We start from the raw sequence: 21111 nt of genomic DNA on the forward strand, positions 1-21111 counted from the left end.
AATAAATTCGATACAAATAACGAGATTCCTGCTGCATTTGAAGGAAATTTGAAAAGTTTTACAAATCAAGAAGTTTTTGAAGTGAAACCGTATTTTCTATTGCTATTGTATTATGCTGCTAAGTTTGGATACATGCCTCTATTTTTCAACTTGAAAAGCCGCTTGCACAAAATGCTTGAACAAAGGCTGAGGACGGTTCGGTCTCGAAGTAAACTCAGGGTGGAACTGTACAGCCAGAAACCACGGATGATCAGGGCACTCGATGATTTCAACCAGCCTTCCATCCGGTGAGGTTCCAGTAATTTTAAATCCGGCAGCCTCCATGGACTCACGGTATTCATTGTTAAACTCATAACGGTGACGGTGTCTCTCATAAACCAGTTCATCGTCATAGCAATGCATTGCAAGGGAACCTTCAGTAAGCTTACAAGGATACAAGCCGAGGCGCATAGTGCCGCCTAAATCTTCAACATCCTTTTGCTCTGGCAGCAGATCAATTACCGGATACGGTGTTGTTGGATTGATCTCTGAGCTATTAGCGCCTTCCAGCTTCAGCACGGAACGAGCATATTCAACAACGGCTACTTGCATGCCAAGACATATACCGAAGAAAGGCACCTTCTTCTCACGGGCATAGCGGATCGCCGATACCTTACCCTCTATTCCACGGTCTCCGAAACCGCCTGGAACAAGGATACCTTGTACACCATGAAGCAGTTCAGACACGTTATGATCGTAGACATCCTCCGCATTCACCCAACGGATTTTCACTTCCGTATTGCTATCTATTCCAGCATGACCAAGCGCTTCAACAATACTCAAATAAGCATCATGAAGAGCAACATATTTACCAACAATTGCAATTTCAGTTGTATGCTTCAATGACTTGACGCGCTTAACAAGATTTTCCCATTCTGTCATTTCCGGCTGATTAGTCGTCAATTTCAAATGATTAACTACGATATCATCCAATCCTTGCTCCCGCAGCATCATCGGTACTTCGTACAGCGTATCCGCATCCAGACATTCGACAACGGCTCCGAGGTCAATATCACAAAATAACGCCAGCTTGCGCTTCATATCTTCTGTTAATGGATGCTCCGTACGGCACACTACAACATGCGGCTGAATACCAATGCTGCGGAGTTCTTTGACACTGTGCTGGGTTGGTTTTGTTTTGACCTCACCGGCAGCCTTCAAATAAGGAATAAGTGTCACATGAATGTACATCACATTTTCTCGGCCGATATCACTTTTAATTTGACGGATCGCCTCTAGAAACGGCAAGCTCTCAATATCGCCAACCGTGCCTCCAATCTCTGTGATTACAACATCAGATTGAGCTTCACGCCCAGCACGAAATACACGGTCTTTAATTTCATTCGTAATGTGAGGAATAACTTGGACCGTACCCCCCAAATATTCTCCACGACGTTCTTTGGTAATAACGGAGGAATAAACTTTACCGGTTGTTACATTGCTATTCTTCGAAAGGTTAATATCGATAAACCGCTCATAATGACCCAAATCCAAATCCGTCTCCGCACCATCATCGGTTACGAATACCTCGCCATGCTGATAAGGACTCATTGTCCCTGGATCCACATTGATGTAAGGATCAAACTTTTGTATCGTTACTTTGAGCCCTCTGTTCTTCAACAGCCTACCAAGTGAAGCAGCCGTAATCCCTTTTCCTAATGAGGACACGACTCCTCCCGTAACAAAAATATACTTAGTCATGTATGTAAACCTCCAATTTTGATAGTATGCCTTTTTTCCGAAATATTACATCCTAAAAAAGAAAAAGCGCCCCGTTATAAGCGGGGGCACTTTATAGTCAAGACATCCGTCATGATACACTCTTTATATCAAAAGCCCAGAAAATATTTTACCCCCCAACGCACAGCGCTGTCAAGTAAAGCGAGAACAATTCGACTTATTTACCTTTCTCGTCGTCCAGGTCCTCGTCTTCATCGCTCTCTTCGTCCTCATCCTCATCTAAATCAGAGTCTTCTTCCTCCAAGGCGTTGTCGTCGATCTCTTCTTCATCTATTTCTTCTTCTGCCAGGAATTCAGTTTCTTCCTCTACCTCTTCTTCGGCATCGAAATCATCATCACGCGTTTTATCGAAGGAATCGTACTCTTCTTCCTCGACAAAAGCATCCTCTTCTTCAGCAAACAAATCATCATCGTCCAAATCATCATCTTCATCATTAATGATGCGAGGACGTTTAGCACTTCCTACAGCATCCTCTGATTTTTCTACAGGATACCAGCGTTTCAGCCCCCATAGATTCGAACCAACACATGCAAATCTACCATCAATGTTGATCTCCGTATATAGTTGAGCGATTACCTGCATGACTGCTTCTTCGGAGAGTCCTTTAATTTTGGAGATTTCCGCCATAAGGTCCCGATAATAAAAAGGCGTATTCGCTGCTTTTAGCACTTCAAATGCAAGGTCGACCATTGGCATCTCTTTGGCCTGCTCCGCACCGACCTTGAGAGTGTACTGTGCACTCATCCAAGCACATCCCTTCAAACATTTTCACAAGAGTTCTAACTATATTATCCATTATACTCCCTAATAGTAAACCTTATTTTATGTAAAAAAGCAACTGCCTTGCTTCAGCATAAGGAAGAAGCGAAGGATTTCCTTCCTTCGCCCTTGACTGTATCCACGAAGACACGCGAACTACGTCCGCCGCTCCCCCCTACTAATAAGTAAGAGAACCGTCTGATTCCCCTTATTCATCGTATGTAGCAATAAAGTTTATGACACGGCTGAGAACCCATTTATTTTGAAAAAGGCCATGTGCACATGCCACCGAACTCCCTTTAACATAGGATATGAAAAGTGGAAATAAGGGGATTCCGATGCGCGGGAGGGGCGACAACTTTGAAACCATCCTTGTTTGTCGAATGGCTGCATGAAGCCATGGAAGGCACAGAAAACGATGACCGCAAGCATATCATACGATTCACCAACCGCGACGATTATGCAGCATGTATTCAGCAGTGTAACCTGATGAAGCAATCTTTAACCCGATTGAACAACGTGCAGCCGTTGAAAATCATTAACGCCATATCTTGCACGCTGCAATCAACAGCAAAGCTGTCTTCTGTTCCCTACATTAAATCGATCGAAATGGACAGTAAGATGAAAGTTCATTCATCCAAAATAATAAGTGCCGTTCAGCCGTCCAACGGCAATAAAGCACGCAGTGGAGCTGGAACCGTGCCTTGGGGGATTAGACATATCCGGGCTCCCCAAGCATGGGGAAAATCCAAGGGAGAGCGCATTCGAATCGGTATCATTGACACCGGAGCTGATTACACTCATCCCGATCTACGACACTGTCTATCCTATGGAGTGAATCTCCTAAACCGGCATCTGATGCCTAATGATGATAATGGACACGGCACCCACATTGCAGGTACAATTGCAGCCTCTAGTCGCCTGCGAGGTATCAATGGCGTAGCTCCATCGGCGATGATCCACCCCGTTAAAGCATTTGATAATCAAGGGAGCGCCTTTGTCTCCGATATTATAGGGGGCATTGATTGGTGCGTGAAAAATCAAATTCATATTATCAATATGAGCTTCGGGATGAAAGCCTACAGCAAAGCATTGGAGGCCGCAATCCGCAACGCTTATCAAGCGGGCGTTATCGTTGTTGCTTCGTCCGGAAATGAAGGCAAGCAGGCTACTATTGACTACCCGGCAAGGCTTCGTCAAGTCATTGCAGTAGGAGCTACAACAAGGCGGGGACAAATCGCTCCTTTCAGCAACATCAGCAGCAAGATCGACATCTATGCTCCTGGTGACAAGATCTATTCAACCTGGCTAAGAGGGAAATACCATGAGCTGAGCGGCACCTCAATGGCCACCTCCCATGTAACAGGCGTTATAGCGCTGATGCTCTCTCGAAAGCCTGGCTTAAAACCGATGCAAGTCAAGTCAATTATCAAGAAAAATGCCAAACTTCTGCTTCGAACCGGAATGAGTATAAAAGAAATTCACGCGCTGCGTGCAGTCGGCGCACTAGCAAAGACGGCTTATGCGGATATTTGAATTCGTATGGGCCGGCTTTTTTCTATGGTTGCAAGTTAGCTATTTAGCAGTGACAGTGAGCCTTAGCTTATAAACTCCAGCTCTATCTCCCATCACAAACAGCTCATAACTCCACTCAGCAGTTCCAAGACCTCCAGTTAAGTTGATTGCCAAAGATTCAGTCAGCGTTTCCATGTCCAGTTTGCCTTGAGGTGTGTCATAATAACCATTTAAGCGTTGACCCTTAATAAAAGTCTGCTCCGAACGAAGACTTCCTTGACGAAGGATGCGAATGCTATCCTGTCCCAGCTTAATGATTGTAACGGTCCCTTCCATTTCTGGAGCTTCTTCGTTATAACGTAAGTAATAATGGTTACCCTTCAAATACAAGTCACCGTCTGCATTTTGAGCGATGTGCTGATCTTCAATAAAACTATCTATAAGTATATGTACCTTCATAGGTGTATTCATAACTCATTCCTCCTGTCACAAGAAACAGTTTAACGAATGAAATCATTTTTTTCAATTACACTGCAACGTTGTCGACTATATCAGGAGGTCTATTTATTCCGAATTTGAGACTTCGCACATTATCATCTTACAGCAAGCCTATGGTCACTATCCCCTTGGTTCAGTATCATCCCGTAAGTTTCAGCAGCAACTTTTTTCAACTTTTCTATTGCGTTAGATTGATTGGATTGGGTTAGATTGGGTTAGATAGAGTTAGTTTGCGCTAGATTGAGTTTGATTGGGTGGATAGAGTTAGTTGGCGCTAGATTGAGTTTGATTCAATTTGGTTGGGTTGGGTCGGGCTCAGCCAAAGATTGATTGTATTTCGACACTCTTACGACCATTATCCCCTTAGTTCAGTAAAGTTCCACCAGTCTATTATAAATTCCTCATTCTTATCTGCGGTTTGTATGGATAGGAGCGATCAAATACTAAAAAATGCATAGTCAGGCTATGTAGTGACTACGAATCCAATTAAGGAACGAGACGTCACTGTTTCAGTGGAAGCGCATAAATGCGTCAGACGCTTTAAAATTGATCCTTCTTGATTATTGTAGTTTAATCTACAGCAGTATTCGTCAAGGTAGGCTTGTAAATACTTCGGTCCTATCCCATGAAACATTTTGTTGATCCATCGGCTTGCTTCCTTAACGTTATCCAATAATGTCTGAAAACGTCGAGAACTAAACCGGGCCGTAACGAACTCAACATCAGCCGCTCCCGCTTCAACTTGGCTCTCCATAAAAGCGCGAGTCCCAGCATGCTTGACAGATCGCTCCAGAAGATAATTTTGTTCCACTTGTTTTATTTTGATATAAATAGATTGGCCTTCATTATTGACAGAAGCACCGACTAGTAGCGGTTGCTCTTGGGGATGGCGCTGGAGGCTCGGGTTGTGAGGACGGCCATAAAAAGCTGCATTCACCCGGACACTGCCAGACAACTTGATATATGTATCTGCCTGGCTCATCGCATGACGTAGTTTGTGAAGTATAAGCCAAGCTGTTTTGTAGGTGACGCCAATCGCTCCACCAAGTTGCACAGCGTTAACACCACCTGGATTATATGAAACGAGAACGATGGCATGGAACCATTTGCGCAGACTGCTCCTGCTGCCCTCCATTACAGTACCTGCGGTAAGGGATTCCTGATAGTGGCAGGCTCTGCATTCCAATAACGGGAGCCTTCGTGTTGTGATTTTATAGGCATGCAGGTGCCCGCAACGTGCGCAGCGAAACCCATTCGGCCATTTGGCTGCATACAACGCATCAGCACAAGCTTGTTCCGTATTAAATTGTCCCATTAATTCCTCAACTTTAAGCCTATCTTCTGCAACAGCCGACCCCTCTACCAATTAAATGCACCCCCACCATTTTCCGGAACATTCGTTCCCTTTATTATATCAAACATATGTTCCCTCAACAACCTTTTATCAATAAAATTGAGAAAGAAAATTTGAGGGGTAGCGATGAAGAAGGATAGTTGAACTAATACTGAACTATTAAAAATTCGCTAACTGAGTGAAGGGGATAGTGACCATAAGCAATGGATGAGTGCTTGGGGTGCTTGGGGTGCTTGGGGTGCTTGGGGTGCTTGGTATGCTTGGTGTGCTTGGTGTGCTTGGTGTGCTTGGGGTGCTTGGCGTGCTTGGTGTGCTTAGAGTGGTTAAAGCGACTATGCAAGGCTCTCTTATCAAGAGTGGTTATCTTGAAGGAAATGATCTATGATCTGAGATGTATCTAAGGTTAAAGATAAAAATAAAGACTCCAATTCAGCCCTCCCTTACGAGGCAGGAAAGCTGATTGGAGTCCTTTTGTTTCCGTGTTTAATCCTGTTTATGCAAGATAGCAACCCCATTAGGTTCCAACTGCAGTTTATCGCGGAGAGTACTGCCGCCAAGCAGTTCGATGAAAGCTCCTTCTGGCAACTGCATATCAACTGTCTGCGCCAGATGGTTGAGTACAAAGATAAAACGTTGGTCGCCATTAGTTCGCACGCTCAACTCCACACCAGCTGGTACATCCAATGGTGCTGCAAGGCCCACATCGCCAAGAATATGCCCTAACAATCCATCAATGAAGGACTCCTCCACTTGGGTGCCCACATAGTAGGCCTTGCCTTGCCCAAAATTATTGACTGTAACTGCAGGCGATCCTGCGAAAAAGTCAGCCTTAAAGCTACCCAGAGATACTGCTCCCTCTAAACGTATAAGATCGGCCCAAAGATTGCAGTTGTATTCGCCATCTGCCTCACCTAATCCTTCAACATTAATGGCATTGGTTTGTCCAGGCAGCATTGGGTCAAATTCTTCAACGCAAAGACCAAGTAGTTTACGCAAAGGCGCAGGGTAACCGCCCAGATGGATACGATCGTTCTCATCAACAATACCGCTGAAGAACGTTGTGAGCAAAGTACCTCCTGCTTGAACATAAGCCTCTAAGTTGTCAGCTACGCCGTCTCCTACCATGTACATTGCAGGTGCCAACACTAGCTTATAGCCGCTTAAATCTGCATTGGGTTGGACAAAGTCAACCCCTACATTACTCTTGAACAATGCCTGATAATATTGACGAACTTGTTCTACATACAGCACATCACGGTTGGGCTTGGAGTCCAGCTCCAGCGCCCACCAGTTATGCCAATCAAATAGGATGGCCACCTTCGATTCAACGCGAGCGTCAACAATAGCGTCGAGCAGCTTCAGCTCGTTGCCCAGTTGCTCCACTTCGCGGTAAATCCGACTGTTCTCATCTCCAGTATGCGTGACCATGGCTCCGTGAAACTTTTCCGCTCCAGCCCATGATTGGCGCCATTGAAAGAACATTACCCCATCGCCACCACGAGCGATAGTCTGATAGCTCCATAGACGCATGACACCCGGTCTCTTCAATGGATTATGCTGCCGCCAGTTCACTTGACTCGTAACTTGCTCCATTAGAATAAATGGTTGTCCACCCTTTAGGCTGCGCATCAAATCATGCTGCATTGCAGCAAAAACAGGAATTCCGCTCGTCGGCTCCGGATAGCTGTCCCAGGTGACTACATCCATATGCTTAGCCCATTCGAACTGATCCAGCGGCTTAAACGCACCCATGAAGTTGGTCATAATGGGAAGCTCAGGCGTGATCTCCTTGAGAATACGATGTTCACCCAAATAAGCATCCAGCAAGCTGTCGGACATAAAGCGCATATAGTCGAGCTGCTGTCCTGGATTGGCGTAAGTAGGTGTCTTGCCAGGCAGTCCAATTTCATCCCAACCATAATATTTCTGACTCCAGAAGTTTGTGCCCCAACTTGAATTCAGCACATCCAGTGTACCGTACCTTTTCTGTAACCAAACTCTGAATTCCAATGTGCATTCATCACAATAGCAGCGAGAAATATGACAGGCATACTCATTATTAATATGCCACATCGCCAAGGCAGGATGATCCTTGTAGCGTTCAGCGAGCTTGCGGACCAACTGCTGCCCATACAATCGAAATGCCTTGCTATTCGGGCAGTAGTGCTGTCTCGAGCCCTGCATATAGCGTGCCCCATTCTCATCAACCGGAAGCGACTCTGGATGCAGCTTGGCCAACCAAGCTGGAGGGGACGCTGTGGCTGTCGCAAGGTCAGCCATGATTCCGTTAGCCGCGAGCAAATCCATTAGCCGGTCCATCCAGGCAAATTCATAGGTTTGCGGACCCGGCTGCAAGGCAGCCCAGCTGAAAATGCCAATACTGACAATATTGACACCCGCTTTCTTCATTAATCTCATATCCTCAAGCCAAACTTCCTCCGGCCATTGCTCTGGATTGTAATCCCCTCCATAAAACATATGGGGCAGTTTAACATTTTTGGATACCGCCATAACGTATTACCTCCTTCATCAAATACAATCATATGAGTATGATAATCCTAATCTTTCTACTATATCAATCAGAGTATTTTCTTGTTAATATGAAAATATTCATATTGTCTTGTCAATAAACAGTAGAAGGATGACAGAGATGGATCATAATATTTTCGGTGTCATTACAGAGATGGAAATGAAGTTTCCCATGTATGTAACAAGTGTCGGAAGCTGGTATAATCAGGAGCCGATGAGAAGAGAAGCAGGCTTCCCTGATTATCAGTGGATACAAACATTGAATGGTATGGGCCGACTAGAAGTAGGCGGCAAATCGTACACTGTCAGTCAAGGACAAGGAATGCTGCTGTTTCCACATGAAAAGCACGAATACACCCCCGTTCGGGAGCCATGGTCGCTTAAATGGGTTACTTTCAACGGTGCTCATATGTCGGAGATGCTAGCCTCTATGCATTTTGACGCTTCTACGGTGCTTTATTTAACTAACCCTGACATTACACTCTCTAAGATAGGCGCTATTTTATCTCTGCTGCAATTGCAAAATCCGCTTCGCGGGGTAGAATGTTCAGCACTCGTCTACCAGCTTCTGCTCGACCTGTTTTTGTACACCTCCCACTCGGAGGTTCGTTCGAAACAACAGCATGCTGAACAATTGGCACCGGCCTTTCATTATATTGAAGAAAATTACAATCAACCCATCAGTCTCCAGCAGTTGGCGGATAGTCTAAGGGTAACACCTCAGCACACCTGTCTTCTATTTCAGCAAGCGCTGGGAATTAGGCCCATTACCTATTTAACCCATTACCGGCTGCGTAAAGCGAAGGAGCTGCTCCTGCAACAATTGGATATGGAGGTCCGCGATGTGGCCCAACATGTAGGCTACGAGGACAGCAGTTATTTTATTAAATTATTTAAAAAGCAAGAAGGTGTCACTCCAAGTCATTTTCGCAAAATTCATCGTCGACTTTAGGTAACTTTGCTTGATTAAATCCGTTTATACAACATATGAATATTAAAATCGTAAGCAAAGGAGATGTTGAATGGGTGGCTCAAGAATGAATAGACGGGCCTTTTTGAAAAAATGCGCCTACACGCTCGCCGGAACAGTCTTAGCACCATTCTCCGGTTATGGTTACGCGAGGTACGCTGAGCCTGGATGGCTTCAGACTCGGATGATTACGCTATCCCTTAAGCGGCTTCCTGCTGCCTTTGACGGCGTACGTGTGATCCAATTCAGTGATGTCCATCTAGGCTTTCACTACTCCGTCAAGCAGTTAACCCATCTGGTTGGGGTCATCCAAAATTTACAGCCTGATTTGATCTGCTTCACTGGTGATTTGTTCGATTCCGTAGTCAGCGAGGATAATCAGATTCTTCAGCAATTATCCCTGCTGAAAGCCCCGCTAGGCAAAGCAGCGGTGCTTGGAAACCACGACTATTATGGCAAGGAGTCGGAGAAAATCTCAGGCATCCTCACTAACAGCGGCTTCGACCTTCTAATCAACCGATCAATCCCTATAAAAAGGGGCGGCTCCAGGATATGGCTAAGTGGTGTAGATGATATGTGGGATGGTAAACCCGACCTGCGAAAAGCGCTTCTACAGGTGCCAAAGGAAGAATTCACTTTGCTTCTATCCCATTGCCCTGATTTCGCGGATATAGCGCTTCAGCACCCCGTTGATCTGCAATTATCTGGGCACACTCATGGCGGCCAAGTCCGCTTGCCTTTCTACGGTCATGTGGTCACCCCCCAATTTGGCCAAAAATATGTCGATGGCTTGTACACGCTAGGCAACGGCAAGCTTCAGGTCTATACGAATCGCGGCATCGGAGTCTCTGTCATGCCTATCCGGTTTTGGTGCAGGCCGGAGTTGACCGTATTTACACTCCATAGGGCTTGAGCCCGGAAAAATATTACAGCTTAAATTCTCTGTTCAAGAAAAAAGGCAGCTCTTTGCAAACAACGCAAAGAAGCTGCCTTTTATATTTTTGTTGAAGCTGGGGTTACTTTACAAGCCCAAGCAATATTTCACGAATTAATTTCGCCGCTACGATTTGCGTCTGCTCTGTCGGATCATACGCAGGAGCTACTTCCACAACGTCGGCGCCAACAAAGTTGAGATTCGCCGCAGCCATAGCATGGATGGCACCTAGAAGCTCCTTGGAGGTAATCCCTCCCGCTTCTGCAGTACCTGTACCCGGTGCACAGGACGGATCGAGCACGTCAATATCAATAGTCAAATAAATAGGACGTCCAGCAAGCTCCGGGAGTACCTTCTTCAAAGGCTCCAGCACTTCGAACGGATGGAAATTAATATTCTCACGAGCATACTTGAACTCCTCGCGGGAGCCAGAACGGATACCAAACTGGTAAATGTTTCGTCCGCCCATCAACTCAGCTGCTTTGCGCAGTGGCGTTGAATGGGATAACGGCTCTCCTTCATATTGTTCACGCAAGTCAGCATGAGCGTCGAAATGAACAATCGCCAAGTCAGGATACTTGGCATATACTTCACGGAATACCGGCCAAGAGCACAAATGCTCTCCGCCAAGGCCAAGAGGGAATTTACCGTCGTTCAGCAGACCACGGACATATTCACCGATAATGTCCAAGCTGCGCCCAGGATTACCGAAAGGCAGAAGCAGATCGCCTGCGTCGAAGTAGGTTATTTCCTCCAGGCTTTTATCCAAATAAGGACTGTACTCTTCTAGTCCGATCGATACCTCACGGATACGGGGGGGACCAAACCGGGAACCGGGACGGAAGCTGACCGTATAATCCATTGGCATGCCATAGATAACAGCACGGGAGGCTTCATAATTATCGGAGCTTAAAATAAACACGTTGCCGGAATAAGCTTGATCCAAACGCATGCATTACACTTCCTTCAACAAATTATTTACAAAGATCCTCTACGAACTTCGGCAGCGCAAATGCTGCTTTGTGAAGGCGCGGGGAGTAATATTTAGTGTTGATTTCGGGAATTTTCGTTTCATCAACTTGCAATGGATCATGCTTTTTGCTACCTAAAGTGAAGGTCCACAAGCCGCTTGGGTAGGTAGGAATATTCGCGCAATACACGCGTACGATCGGGAAAATTTCTTTTACATCACGATTGACGCTTTGGATCAGATCCGCTTTAAACCACGGGTTGTCTGTTTGTGCAACGAAAATGCCATCTTCTTTCAGTGATTCATAGATACCTTGGTAAAATCCTTTACTGAACAGCTCAACTGCCGGGCCTACAGGCTCTGTAGAATCGACCATGATAACATCATAAGTATTTTTATGATCATGAATATGCATGTAGCCATCGTTCACGATTACTTCAACACGAGGATTGTCCAATTCACCGGCAATTTCGGGTAAGTATTTTTTAGAATACTCAATAACCTTGCCGTCAATTTCAACCAGAACTGCCTTTTCCACTTCAGGATGCTTCAGCACTTCACGAATGACGCCGCCGTCGCCGCCGCCCACAACAAGTACATGCTTAGGATTAGGATGCGTGTACAACGCAGGATGTGCCACCATTTCATGATACACAAACTCATCCTTTACCGTGGTCATAACCATACCGTCCAGTACAAGCATGCGGCCAAATTCCAATGTATCGATTATGGCAAGATCTTGAAAATCGGTTTTCTCCGTCACAAGTGTCTCGCGAATTTTCGCGGTAATACCGAATTGCTCCGTTTGTTTCTCCGTATACCATAATTCCATGGTTCGTTTCACCCTTCTTTCACACGAATTCCCGCCCATTCCATTACATGTCTCATTATAAAATGACGCGGCTTTACTAAGTAACACCTTGCTGCTATACATCAAATTGTATTATAGTGTATCCTTCCAAAAATGCAAATACAAACGGCCCTAAAAAGCCCCCGTTCAAAAAAAATTAACATTAACCTGCTTTTAGATGAATAAGCGCTGCTATGTTTTTCCATAATGGAAAGTGTGTACTTATTTAAAATACTAGTTTTCTTTCAGGAAAGGATCGATGATCCGTGTCCGATATGCAGAACAAACGCCCACACCCGTCTCAGCAAACTAAAGCTAATGAATCCGATCAGCAACGCTGGTTCAAGCGAATTAAAAAAATGAGTTCTTTAAGCTTTTCCACACTCATTTTATGCGCGGCCGCTCTCTTCATTATGCTGTTATACATGCGCTCACAGGCGCTCCCCGTTTCCAAAATGGGGCCATCCACCGAAATATTCGATAACCACGGCGAAGTTATCGAGACATTAAATGGCGGCAAAAACAGCCAAAATGTTTCCTTGGACGAAATTTCTCCCAATTTGATCCAAGCCACGCTGGCTATTGAAGATCGCAATTTTTATCATCACTATGGATTTGATATGCGCGGAATTGCCAGAGCCGCTGTTGTCAATCTTCAGCACATGTCTAAAGTGCAGGGCGCCGGAACGATCACGCAGCAGCTCGCCCGCAATCTGTATTTATCGCATGAGCGGACCTGGACACGAAAGTTAAAAGAAACTTACTACGCTGTTCAGATGGAACTGCAGATGAGCAAGGATCAAATTCTTGAGGAGTATTTAAACCAAATTTATTATGGCCACTCCACTTACGGTATTCAAGCGGCGGCCAAGCTGTTCTTTGGTAAGGACGCCAAGGAGTTGAGCTTGGCCGAGAGCGCGATGCTCGCCGGAATTCCGAAAGGACCGCGTTACTACTCCCCTTACTATGACGCTAAGAATGCGAAAGAACGACAAGGTACCGTTCTGCAAACCATGGTCGTCTCAGGCTCTATTACTCAGCAGGAAGCGGATAAAGCTTCAAAAGAGAAGCTTACGATACTGCCTTTAGAGAAGAAAAAGCCCGCTATCGGAGGATATTTCCGTGACTATGTACGAAGCATCGCCATCGGACAGCTTGGCATAAGTGAGGACCAATTCGAAGAGCAAGGACTGAAAATTTATACAACACTGGACATTAATGCTCAAAAGGTTGCCGAAGAAGTAGTCACGGACCAGCTAAGCAAATTTACGGAAATGCAAGCCGCGCTCATCGCTATTGATCCACGAAACGGCTACATAAAGGCAATGGTAGGCGGGCGCGATTATGGCGAAAACCAATTTAACCGGGTATTCGCAGACAGCCGTCAACCCGGCTCCTCCTTCAAGCCGATCGTGTATGTCACAGCGTTGCAGCAGAAGCAGTACACGCCAATTACACAATTTAAAAGTGAGCCGACAACCTTCACCTATGACAACGGAAGGCAGAGCTACACCCCCGGAAATTTCGGCAACACTTATTACAATACGATCGATCTAAGACAAGCTATTGCAAAGTCGGATAATATTTTTGCTGTACATACCCTGCTTGAGGTTGGTGCTGAGAATGTCATTGCTACGGCTCAAAAAATGGGTATCAAGAGTCCTATGAAGCCTCTCCCTTCTTTGGCACTGGGGACTTTCCCCATTAGTCCGTTTGAGATGGCATCGGCGTTCGGTATATTTGCCAATCAAGGGGTACGTGTAGAACCGACAGCTATCGTCCGCATTGAGGATAGCCGTGGTCGACCGCTATACGAATCAAAACCGGTAATGGAAAAGGTTATCGAAGCACCCTACACCTACGTAATGACTCAACTGATGGAGAGCGTATTCGAACAGGGAGGAACCGGTAACCGGGTCTCCAATGTGCTGAAGCGCCCTGTCGCAGGGAAAACCGGTACAACCAATACAGATGCTTGGCTGGTAGGTTACACCCCTGAACTGTCAACTGCTGTTTGGGTCGGTTACGACAAGGATCGCAATATTAGTACGGTTGAATCCCATTTGGCTGCCCCGATTTTTGCCGAGTTTACAGAGCGAGCGCTAGAGTCGGTACCGCCTAAGCTGTTCGCGGTTCCTGAAGGAGTCGTGAGCGTGTATATTGATCCGGCATCAGGCAAGCTTGCCAACGAAGGCTGCCCGAATTCACGGATGGAGGCTTTCGTGGAAGGTACCGAGCCGACGGAATATTGTACCGAGCAGCCCGTGAAAAAGGATACAGGCAAGACGGATAAGCCAAAGGGCAATGGAACATGGTGGGAAGATTTGAAGCGTTGGTGGAATGAGTAATAACATTAGTTGAAATCCCGCCCGTACTCGCATATGCTTAGGCTAGAGGACAAGGTCCAATATCTGGTAAGGAGTGTGGGTGGAGCATGGGTTTGCAAAATGAATGGGTGAAATTTGGCGAAGACGGGCAGTACTCAGGATTTCTAGTGCTGCCAGAGGGCCCGACCGCGGCTGAAAAGCCCGCGGTCATCGTTATCCAAGAGATATGGGGCGTCGACGCCCATATCCAGGATGTAACCATCCGATTCGCGAAGGCCGGATACGTGGCATTTGCGCCGGACCTGTTCCATCGGGACGGCGTTAAGGCGCCCGCGCTGCAGGAGGATCGAGTCGCAACCGCGAAGCGTTTTCTCGATACGATTCCGCCGGCAGCATGGCGTGATCCGGAAGCACGCGGCAAAGCGCTAAGCGAGCTTCCGGACTCTGAGGGTCAAGCCATAGGCGAGACCCTGGAGGCAATCTTCTCCGCAGGCTCACAGGCGCCGGCGTATCTTGAGCTGCTCGCTGCAAGCGCAGGCTATCTGCGCGGACGTGCGGGCGGTTCGCGGCCACGTGCCGTGGGCGCGGTAGGCTTTTGCCTGGGCGGCATGTTAGCCGCACAGTTAGCCGTCCGCGACACGGAGCTAGGCGCCGCGGTAGTGTTCTACGGCAACCTGCCGCAAGCGGAGCAGGTGCCGCAGGTGCAGTGCCCTATGCTCGGTATTTTCGGCGAGCTCGATACGCGTATCACTGATCAAGTGCCTGCCTTCGCAGCGGCCATGGAACTACATGGCAAACCGTTTGAGCACCGCATCTATGAGGGTGCTCCACATGCCTTCGCCAATGACACACGTGCTTCATATCGACCTGATGCGGCTCAGGATGCCTTTGCTCGTACATTTAATTTCCTGCGGGAGCATCTGGTATAGTAAGTAACAAGCAAAAAGCAGCAGCAATTCGCAATTCGAACACTTATGGACACTATCCCCTTGCCTCAGCAAACGAATAAAATAATTTTGCAGTAAATTCGGATTTGCTGAGGTAATTGGAATTGCTCGGTTGGTCAGGGTTGTTATCTGGCCCACTGAGTAAAGGGGATAGTGGCTATAAAGATAAGAATAAGAAATGATGGATTAAATAGAGTGGAAGGGACCGCCCAAAGAGTCTACTGACAAACGGGAAGGTCCCTTTCTTTATAAGAAAAGTGAAAAACAAATTGCTTTTTTGGTAAAATGAGAGAAAATCTAGTTTAATCAAAATGAGGTGAGACGATTGACGCTGCCATTGGAAACAGTCCGGCTATTGACGAAACAGCTGGATGAAGCCGGAATCCGTTACGCATCCGGCGGTAGCGGCCTGCTGTACAGCTTGGGCCTTATCGATCAAGTCCACGATTGGGACCTGACTACAGATGCTCCATTGGATGATGTTACCGCTGCCCTCCAAGGTTGGTCCTGGACACAATCGTCCAGCGGCGACCACCCTTTTGCCAGCAGCTATCGGATTCAAGTAACCGACCAACAGCTTCCTATCGATATGATCGGCCAGTTCGCCATTCATAGTGAAAATGGAATTTGCCGCTTACCAACGGTCCCATCTTTTGAATGGCAAGGTATTCTTATGGGAAGTCCCGAGGTGTGGGCCGTTTCTTACGCTCTAATGAACCGTATAGCAAAGTCCGATAAGCTCTTTGCATACCTGAAGCAACACCAAGCTGACCGGAATGCTCTGCATTTGCTGTTGGCCGAGCCCTTGCCTGCTTACTTAAGCGCCAAATTGCTTGCCCTACTATAATATATTGATTTATCTGAAGCCGAGGGTTAGAGACAAATGAAATTTTCTTCTTCCTATCACGCATAATTAGCAACTTTCGGCTACAAAAAAGCGTTCAATAAAGATAAGCCGGCTTTTGAACCCATTTCGCTGAAAGGAATCAACTATGCTCAAAGCTAATAAAAGGAAGCTTCTTGCACTCATTCTTATTCTTGCAGCGCCATTTCTGGTCGTATTCGGAATCGATGCTCATGTTAAGTCAGAAGCCTCAAAGTACATCGTTAATTTGGAGGAAGCCCCCAAAGCCGATGCTATTCTGGTTCTAGGAGCCAGGGTTTATCCGAATGGGAGCGTATCGGAAATACTGAGCGATCGCTTGAAGGTCGCATTAGAGCTGCAGGATGCCGGTAAATCTGACACATTTATCGTCAGTGGAGATCACGGAAAAATTGATTATGATGAAGTAAATGCCATGAGGAGTTTTCTTGAGCAGCATAATGTTTTGTCCGAGCATATTTTTATGGATCATGCCGGCTTTAGTACCTATGAGAGCATTTATCGGGCCAGAGATATTTTTAAAACGCAAAAAATACTGATCGTGACTCAGCAATATCATCTTATGCGTGCTGTATATGCGGCTCGTCAAATGGGCTTGGATGCGTATGGTGTCGCCTCAGATAAACAGGTATATGCCAAGATGGCCTATAATCAGGCCAGGGAAGTGCTTGCCAGGAATAAAGATTTCGCCTATCTTCACCTGCTTAAGCCGAAGCCGACCTACCTAGGGGATCCCATACCGATTACAAGTGATGGAAGACTGACTGCAGATCGATAACTATATATTAAACACAAAAAGGCAGACCAGGGTCTGCCTTTTTGCTGTCCTAGTATATGTCGCATATACTAGGCATTAGTATACATCCAGTTCCCAGAAAAGCACAATGCGCGTCACATAATCTTCATAATTTTGGTGTTACGCCAAAGCTTCCTTCAAAACATCCCCCGAATTATTCCACATATCAGGGTTATGTTCCATCAACAGCTTCTTAAGCGCAGCCTTTTCACGGTCACCCAAATTGTCCAGCATGAAGCGCCGCTTAAGCGCATAATCTAATCGATTAACATGATCGGCAAGAATTTTCCAGCCCCGTCTAGCTTCGGAATCAACTAGCATCTCGCATGAGGTTACACCCGCATAATACATACCCGCCTCATTACGGTCGGCTGCCACCCATACGATCCAGTAAGGATGTCCATTCGGCACATCTTCTTTATTGGTAGAGAATTTAATCCCCTTCTCGACCTTGCTCTTCGCATGGATTGCCCCCATATCTAGGTAGGCTTCATCTCCATCCACAATGACACTGGACAACTGGCTCAAGTCGATCGAGCCCGCGCCAAATCCGCGATGCTCTACCTTCCCGCTTACAATATTAAGCGCGTTCAGTTTCTTCGGTTTATCCGTAGGTTGATCCTTATTTATATCCATCGATGGCACCATCCAATTTTTTTGAAATAAAGTTTTATCGTTCTTTACTATTTTAGCTAATAATCCTCGATTTGCAAACATATACATGCTTTAGATGCTTGTCAACGGGGTGAAAATGAGATGAAAAAACAACTCGGCAATCGAACTGCACAATGGTGTTTTCTTATTGTACTGGCCTGTGGAGCATCTTGGATAAGCCAAGCCCTCCTACCTTACGGTTATGACAACCAGCCTGCTCCCTCCACTACCAACCTGAAAGCGGACAGCAGCCCTCTCAGCTCTATGATCGTAAAACCTGCAGCGCTGGCATCCCGATCCACCAAAGGAGCACCAAACTTCCAGCAATTCCAGCTGGACTTATCCAAGGCCGACGGTTCTTCTTTAGGCCTCCAACCAGAAGCAAGGCCCACTATGGCAAATGCTAACGAACCATCCTCTTCAGCTGGACAACCGCCTGCCCCACCCGGACTCCCGGCCAAGCCTATGGAGAAGCCGGCACCCAAACCTCTAAGCAATCGGATTGTAGAGTACCACATGAATGTGGAGTTGGATGCACAAGGAAAGATGCTCACGGGTACTTCATCGTTAACTTGGAAAAATCCTGGAAAATTGCCTGTTCAAGAAATTTATTTCCATTTGTACCCCAATGCTTTTAATTCCCCAAAAACGACCTTCATGAAAGAATCCGGAGGTAGGCTCCGGGATGATAAGAGCACGTCCAACAACAGAGGAGGCATGGACATTTCGAGCATTAAGACGCTGGATGGAGAAGAACTGCTTTCCCGCATCGAGTATGTGCAGCCAGACGACGGTAATAAAGATGACCGTACATTAATGAAGATAAAATTGCCTAAGGCTGTCAATTCCGGCGAAAGCGTAACTCTTGATTACGTATTTTCGGTCAAGCTCCCCGCGGTTTTTGCACGAATGGGCTATGCGGATGACTTCGTGATGGCCGGTCAGTGGTTTCCCAAGGTTGCAGTGTACGAGCCAGCAGGCTCACGCGGGAGAACATCAGAGGGCTGGAACCTGCACCAGTACCACGGCAACTCCGAGTTTTACGCAGACTTCGGTATTTATGACGTTCGCATCAAAGTTCCTTCCAGCTATATCGTTGCGGCCACCGGATTTCCAATCAAGCCGCCAGCAGATGACGGCAAAACAAAAACATATGCTTTTTACTCCGATGATGTCCATGATTTCGCTTGGGCTGCATCTCCTAACTTCATTTATTATGAAGAACCCTATGCGACTCCGAATCTGCCGGGTGTTAAGATTAAGCTGTATCTCGACCCCAAACATGAGCAATTGAAAACCCGCTATATGACGGCCGCCAAAAAAGCACTCGCTCGTTACTCCCAGTGGTACGGCAGCTACCCTTACGCCACGCTATCCATCGTTGTCCCTCCAGAAAACGGAAATGGCGCCGGTGGCATGGAGTATCCTACGCTGATTACCGGCTGGGGTGCGGGAGACAAAGAACCGGATTTAGAGCTGGAGCGAGTTATCGTTCACGAAATTGGCCATCAGTTCTGGTATGGGATGGTCGCCAGCAACGAATTCGAGGAAGCTTGGCTAGACGAAGGGTTCACTTCATACACCGAGGATAAATTAATGGAGCTCGAATATGGCGTGAAGCCGAATCTAACGATTGAGTCGAGCTATATCACTGATCCAGAGGCGCTTAAACAAAACTCTTGGAATTACAGTGGCCATGGAAAATACGCAGAAAATGTGTACACGCGTGCTAAGCTGGTTTTGGAATCTATTGAGTCACAAATAGGCAGTGCTACGATGGACCGTGTCATGCGTGCGTATTTCCAGAAATGGAAGTTCAAGCATCCCACAACCTCTGATTTTCAAGCTGTGCTTGAAAGTACGACGAAAAGAAGCTGGGATGAATTTTTCAAGCAGTACGTATATGGCGGATTTATGGTCGATTATTCCGTGGCCGGGATCAAATCCAAGAAGGTTATTCGGGATGGTCAAATGGTTTATGAAAATACAGTACAAATCCAAAAGCTTGGGGGTACTTATCACAACATCCCTATTCGTTTTCATTTTGCTGATGGTTCCCAAATCGACAAAGTATGGGATGGTATAGACAGTGACGTCCAATTTAAATTAAACCATCCGGCTCAGCTGGACTGGGTCGCCATTGATCCTCAGCATACTATCATACTGGAGAACAAACGTATAAACAGCTTTTTAAAAACTAACGTCGATAGCAAGCTAACCGCTCGTTGGAATTTAGGCGTCGTCAAATTAATGGAGACCCTATTCAGTTGGGTCGCTTGGTGAGGTGTGCAATCCATGTTGAAAACGATGAAAACAGGCTGGACAATGGCATGGCATCAGCCTTTTGCTGTATGCGCGCTGTTTATCTACAATTTGATCTGGGGACTTGTCCTATACAGTATGATCCGCTCTGTTGTTGTGCCTCTCCTCCACCGCTATCCAGGCAATGACCTGTCTCGGGAAGCGGTTCAGCTATTCTGGGTCGAGGGGCAGTTTCAAATCATGAAAACTGACCTCATTCAATACTATTTATGGTGGGGATGCGCACTACTTGCTGCACGCATGCTGCTTAGTCCGCTTTTAAACGCCGGGATTTACTACTCAGTAGAGCATACAGAGATGAATGCAGGCTATCGGTTCGTTCAAGGAATGCAGAAGCTTGGCCTTCCGTTTCTAGGGCTGTATATATTGCAGATATTGCTAAGCGCGGCTCCACTCTATCTATTAGTACCTAAGGTCTTAGATGGCTACAACAAACATCTCACCCTGGAATCTCTAGCTTGGAATATACTTCCGCTCATAGGCGGATACCTGCTGTATTTGTTCCTGCTGCAGACGGTATTCATGTATGTACAATTCGGCAAGCTGAACGGAAAATCATCGGCACATTCGCTTCGGCTGCTGCTTCGTAATACTTTGCCGGTGCTTCTGCTAGCCTTCACCTTGCTGCTGATTACAGTTGCGATATCCGCTGCAGTGATGACGTCGGCGATGATATGGGCTGGTTTTGCAGCTGTAGCAGGGGTGCAGGCCTACCGCTTCATTCACATGTTTTGCAAAATGTGGGCGATCACCTCACAGTATGCGTTATGGAACGCCAAGGAAGAATAAAAGAAAAAAAGAAGGACTTAGGCTGCCTCAACGGCAGTTTAAGTCCTTTTTTGCGTCCATTTATACAATGTAATAAATAGGCTATTCAACCAGTGTCTTATGTCCTAATATTTTCCTTTTACGCGCGTCTGTCGAAGGAAAACAACTTCAGCTTTAGGTTATTTTTGTAAATAAAAAAAAGATTTTGTCGAATATGCATACCTGATATGGAGTGGAACTATAAAAAGATGGCGC

18 protein-coding genes are annotated in these 21111 nt (G+C 46.3%); 10 read left to right on the forward strand and 8 right to left on the reverse strand.

What is annotated here, in order from left to right; genetic code table 11:
• Nucleotides 1–138 precede the first annotated feature (138 nt).
• Entirely contained in the window at nt 139–1740 is a 1602-nt protein-coding gene (locus tag NV381_RS33700; protein WP_258217687.1) for a CTP synthase, read from the reverse strand.
• 196 nt (nt 1741–1936) lie between these two features.
• Entirely contained in the window at nt 1937–2524 is a 588-nt protein-coding gene (gene rpoE, locus NV381_RS33705; RefSeq protein WP_258217688.1) for a DNA-directed RNA polymerase subunit delta, read from the reverse strand.
• A 375-nt stretch (nt 2525–2899) separates the two neighbouring features.
• Between rpoE and NV381_RS33710 the strand changes: the two genes are divergently transcribed.
• Entirely contained in the window at nt 2900–4075 is a 1176-nt protein-coding gene (locus NV381_RS33710) for a S8 family peptidase (protein WP_258217689.1), read from the forward strand.
• 39 nt (nt 4076–4114) lie between these two features.
• Here the strand turns inward: NV381_RS33710 and NV381_RS33715 are convergent, their stop codons facing one another.
• Both NV381_RS33715 and NV381_RS33720 read right to left on the reverse strand, forming a co-directional pair.
• Nucleotides 4115–4525 carry a DUF1934 domain-containing protein gene (locus NV381_RS33715; RefSeq protein ID WP_258217690.1) on the reverse strand — a complete coding sequence of 137 codons (411 nt, stop codon included), beginning with the start codon at nt 4523–4525 and terminating at the stop codon, nt 4115–4117.
• 490 nt (nt 4526–5015) lie between these two features.
• Nucleotides 5016–5918 carry a transposase gene (locus NV381_RS33720; RefSeq protein WP_258217691.1) on the reverse strand — a complete coding sequence of 301 codons (903 nt, stop codon included), beginning with the start codon at nt 5916–5918 and terminating at the stop codon, nt 5016–5018.
• A gap of 208 nt (nt 5919–6126) precedes the next feature.
• Between NV381_RS33720 and NV381_RS33725 the strand changes: the two genes are divergently transcribed.
• On the forward strand, nt 6127–6291 hold the full coding sequence (locus NV381_RS33725) for a hypothetical protein (protein ID WP_258217692.1): 165 nt from the start codon (nt 6127–6129) through the stop codon (nt 6289–6291).
• Nucleotides 6292–6389: 98 nt separating this feature from the next.
• Here NV381_RS33725 and NV381_RS33730 read toward each other — a convergent pair whose 3' ends face one another.
• Nucleotides 6390–8417, reverse strand: a complete 2028-nt coding sequence (locus NV381_RS33730; RefSeq protein WP_258217693.1) for a beta-galactosidase — start codon at nt 8415–8417, stop codon at nt 6390–6392.
• A gap of 139 nt (nt 8418–8556) precedes the next feature.
• On the opposite strand from NV381_RS33730, the gene NV381_RS33735 reads away from it, so the two are divergent.
• Both NV381_RS33735 and NV381_RS33740 read left to right on the forward strand, forming a co-directional pair.
• On the forward strand, nt 8557–9387 hold the full coding sequence (locus NV381_RS33735) for a helix-turn-helix transcriptional regulator (RefSeq protein WP_258217694.1): 831 nt from the start codon (nt 8557–8559) through the stop codon (nt 9385–9387).
• An 85-nt stretch (nt 9388–9472) separates the two neighbouring features.
• Complete coding sequence (locus NV381_RS33740; RefSeq protein WP_258217695.1) at nt 9473–10318, forward strand: metallophosphoesterase; 846 nt, start codon at nt 9473–9475, stop codon at nt 10316–10318.
• Between the two features lie 103 nt (nt 10319–10421).
• Here the strand turns inward: NV381_RS33740 and speB are convergent, their stop codons facing one another.
• Nucleotides 10422–11291, reverse strand: a complete 870-nt coding sequence (gene speB, locus NV381_RS33745; protein ID WP_258217696.1) for an agmatinase — start codon at nt 11289–11291, stop codon at nt 10422–10424.
• Nucleotides 11292–11313: 22 nt separating this feature from the next.
• On the reverse strand, nt 11314–12141 hold the full coding sequence (gene speE / locus NV381_RS33750) for a polyamine aminopropyltransferase (protein WP_258217697.1): 828 nt from the start codon (nt 12139–12141) through the stop codon (nt 11314–11316).
• A 293-nt stretch (nt 12142–12434) separates the two neighbouring features.
• On the opposite strand from speE, the gene NV381_RS33755 reads away from it, so the two are divergent.
• The 4 genes from NV381_RS33755 to NV381_RS33770 all read left to right on the forward strand — a co-directional run bounded on the left by NV381_RS33755 (nt 12435) and on the right by NV381_RS33770 (nt 17094).
• Nucleotides 12435–14507, forward strand: coding sequence for a transglycosylase domain-containing protein (locus NV381_RS33755; RefSeq protein WP_419182328.1), 2073 nt, complete (start codon nt 12435–12437; stop codon nt 14505–14507).
• Between the two features lie 86 nt (nt 14508–14593).
• A complete protein-coding gene (locus NV381_RS33760) occupies nt 14594–15415 on the forward strand; it encodes a dienelactone hydrolase family protein (RefSeq protein WP_258217698.1) in 822 nt (273 codons plus the stop codon).
• A gap of 343 nt (nt 15416–15758) precedes the next feature.
• Nucleotides 15759–16280: a hypothetical protein gene (locus NV381_RS33765; RefSeq protein WP_258217699.1), complete on the forward strand. Its 522-nt coding sequence runs from the start codon at nt 15759–15761 to the stop codon at nt 16278–16280.
• Between the two features lie 145 nt (nt 16281–16425).
• Nucleotides 16426–17094, forward strand: coding sequence for a SanA/YdcF family protein (locus tag NV381_RS33770; protein WP_258217700.1), 669 nt, complete (start codon nt 16426–16428; stop codon nt 17092–17094).
• Nucleotides 17095–17232: 138 nt separating this feature from the next.
• Here the strand turns inward: NV381_RS33770 and NV381_RS33775 are convergent, their stop codons facing one another.
• Nucleotides 17233–17748, reverse strand: coding sequence for a YwhD family protein (locus NV381_RS33775; protein WP_258217701.1), 516 nt, complete (start codon nt 17746–17748; stop codon nt 17233–17235).
• A gap of 120 nt (nt 17749–17868) precedes the next feature.
• Here NV381_RS33775 and NV381_RS33780 point away from each other — a divergent pair, with 120 nt between their 5' ends.
• Nucleotides 17869–20049 (forward strand): M1 family metallopeptidase, encoded by a 2181-nt coding sequence (locus tag NV381_RS33780; RefSeq protein WP_258217702.1) that lies wholly within the window; start codon nt 17869–17871, stop codon nt 20047–20049.
• A 12-nt stretch (nt 20050–20061) separates the two neighbouring features.
• Entirely contained in the window at nt 20062–20877 is an 816-nt protein-coding gene (locus tag NV381_RS33785; RefSeq protein WP_258217703.1) for a hypothetical protein, read from the forward strand.
• Nucleotides 20878–21111: the final 234 nt, after the last annotated feature.

The sequence above is a fragment of the Paenibacillus radicis (ex Xue et al. 2023) genome, from assembly GCF_024722015.1.
In the GTDB taxonomy this organism is placed as follows: domain Bacteria; phylum Bacillota; class Bacilli; order Paenibacillales; family NBRC-103111; genus Paenibacillus_S.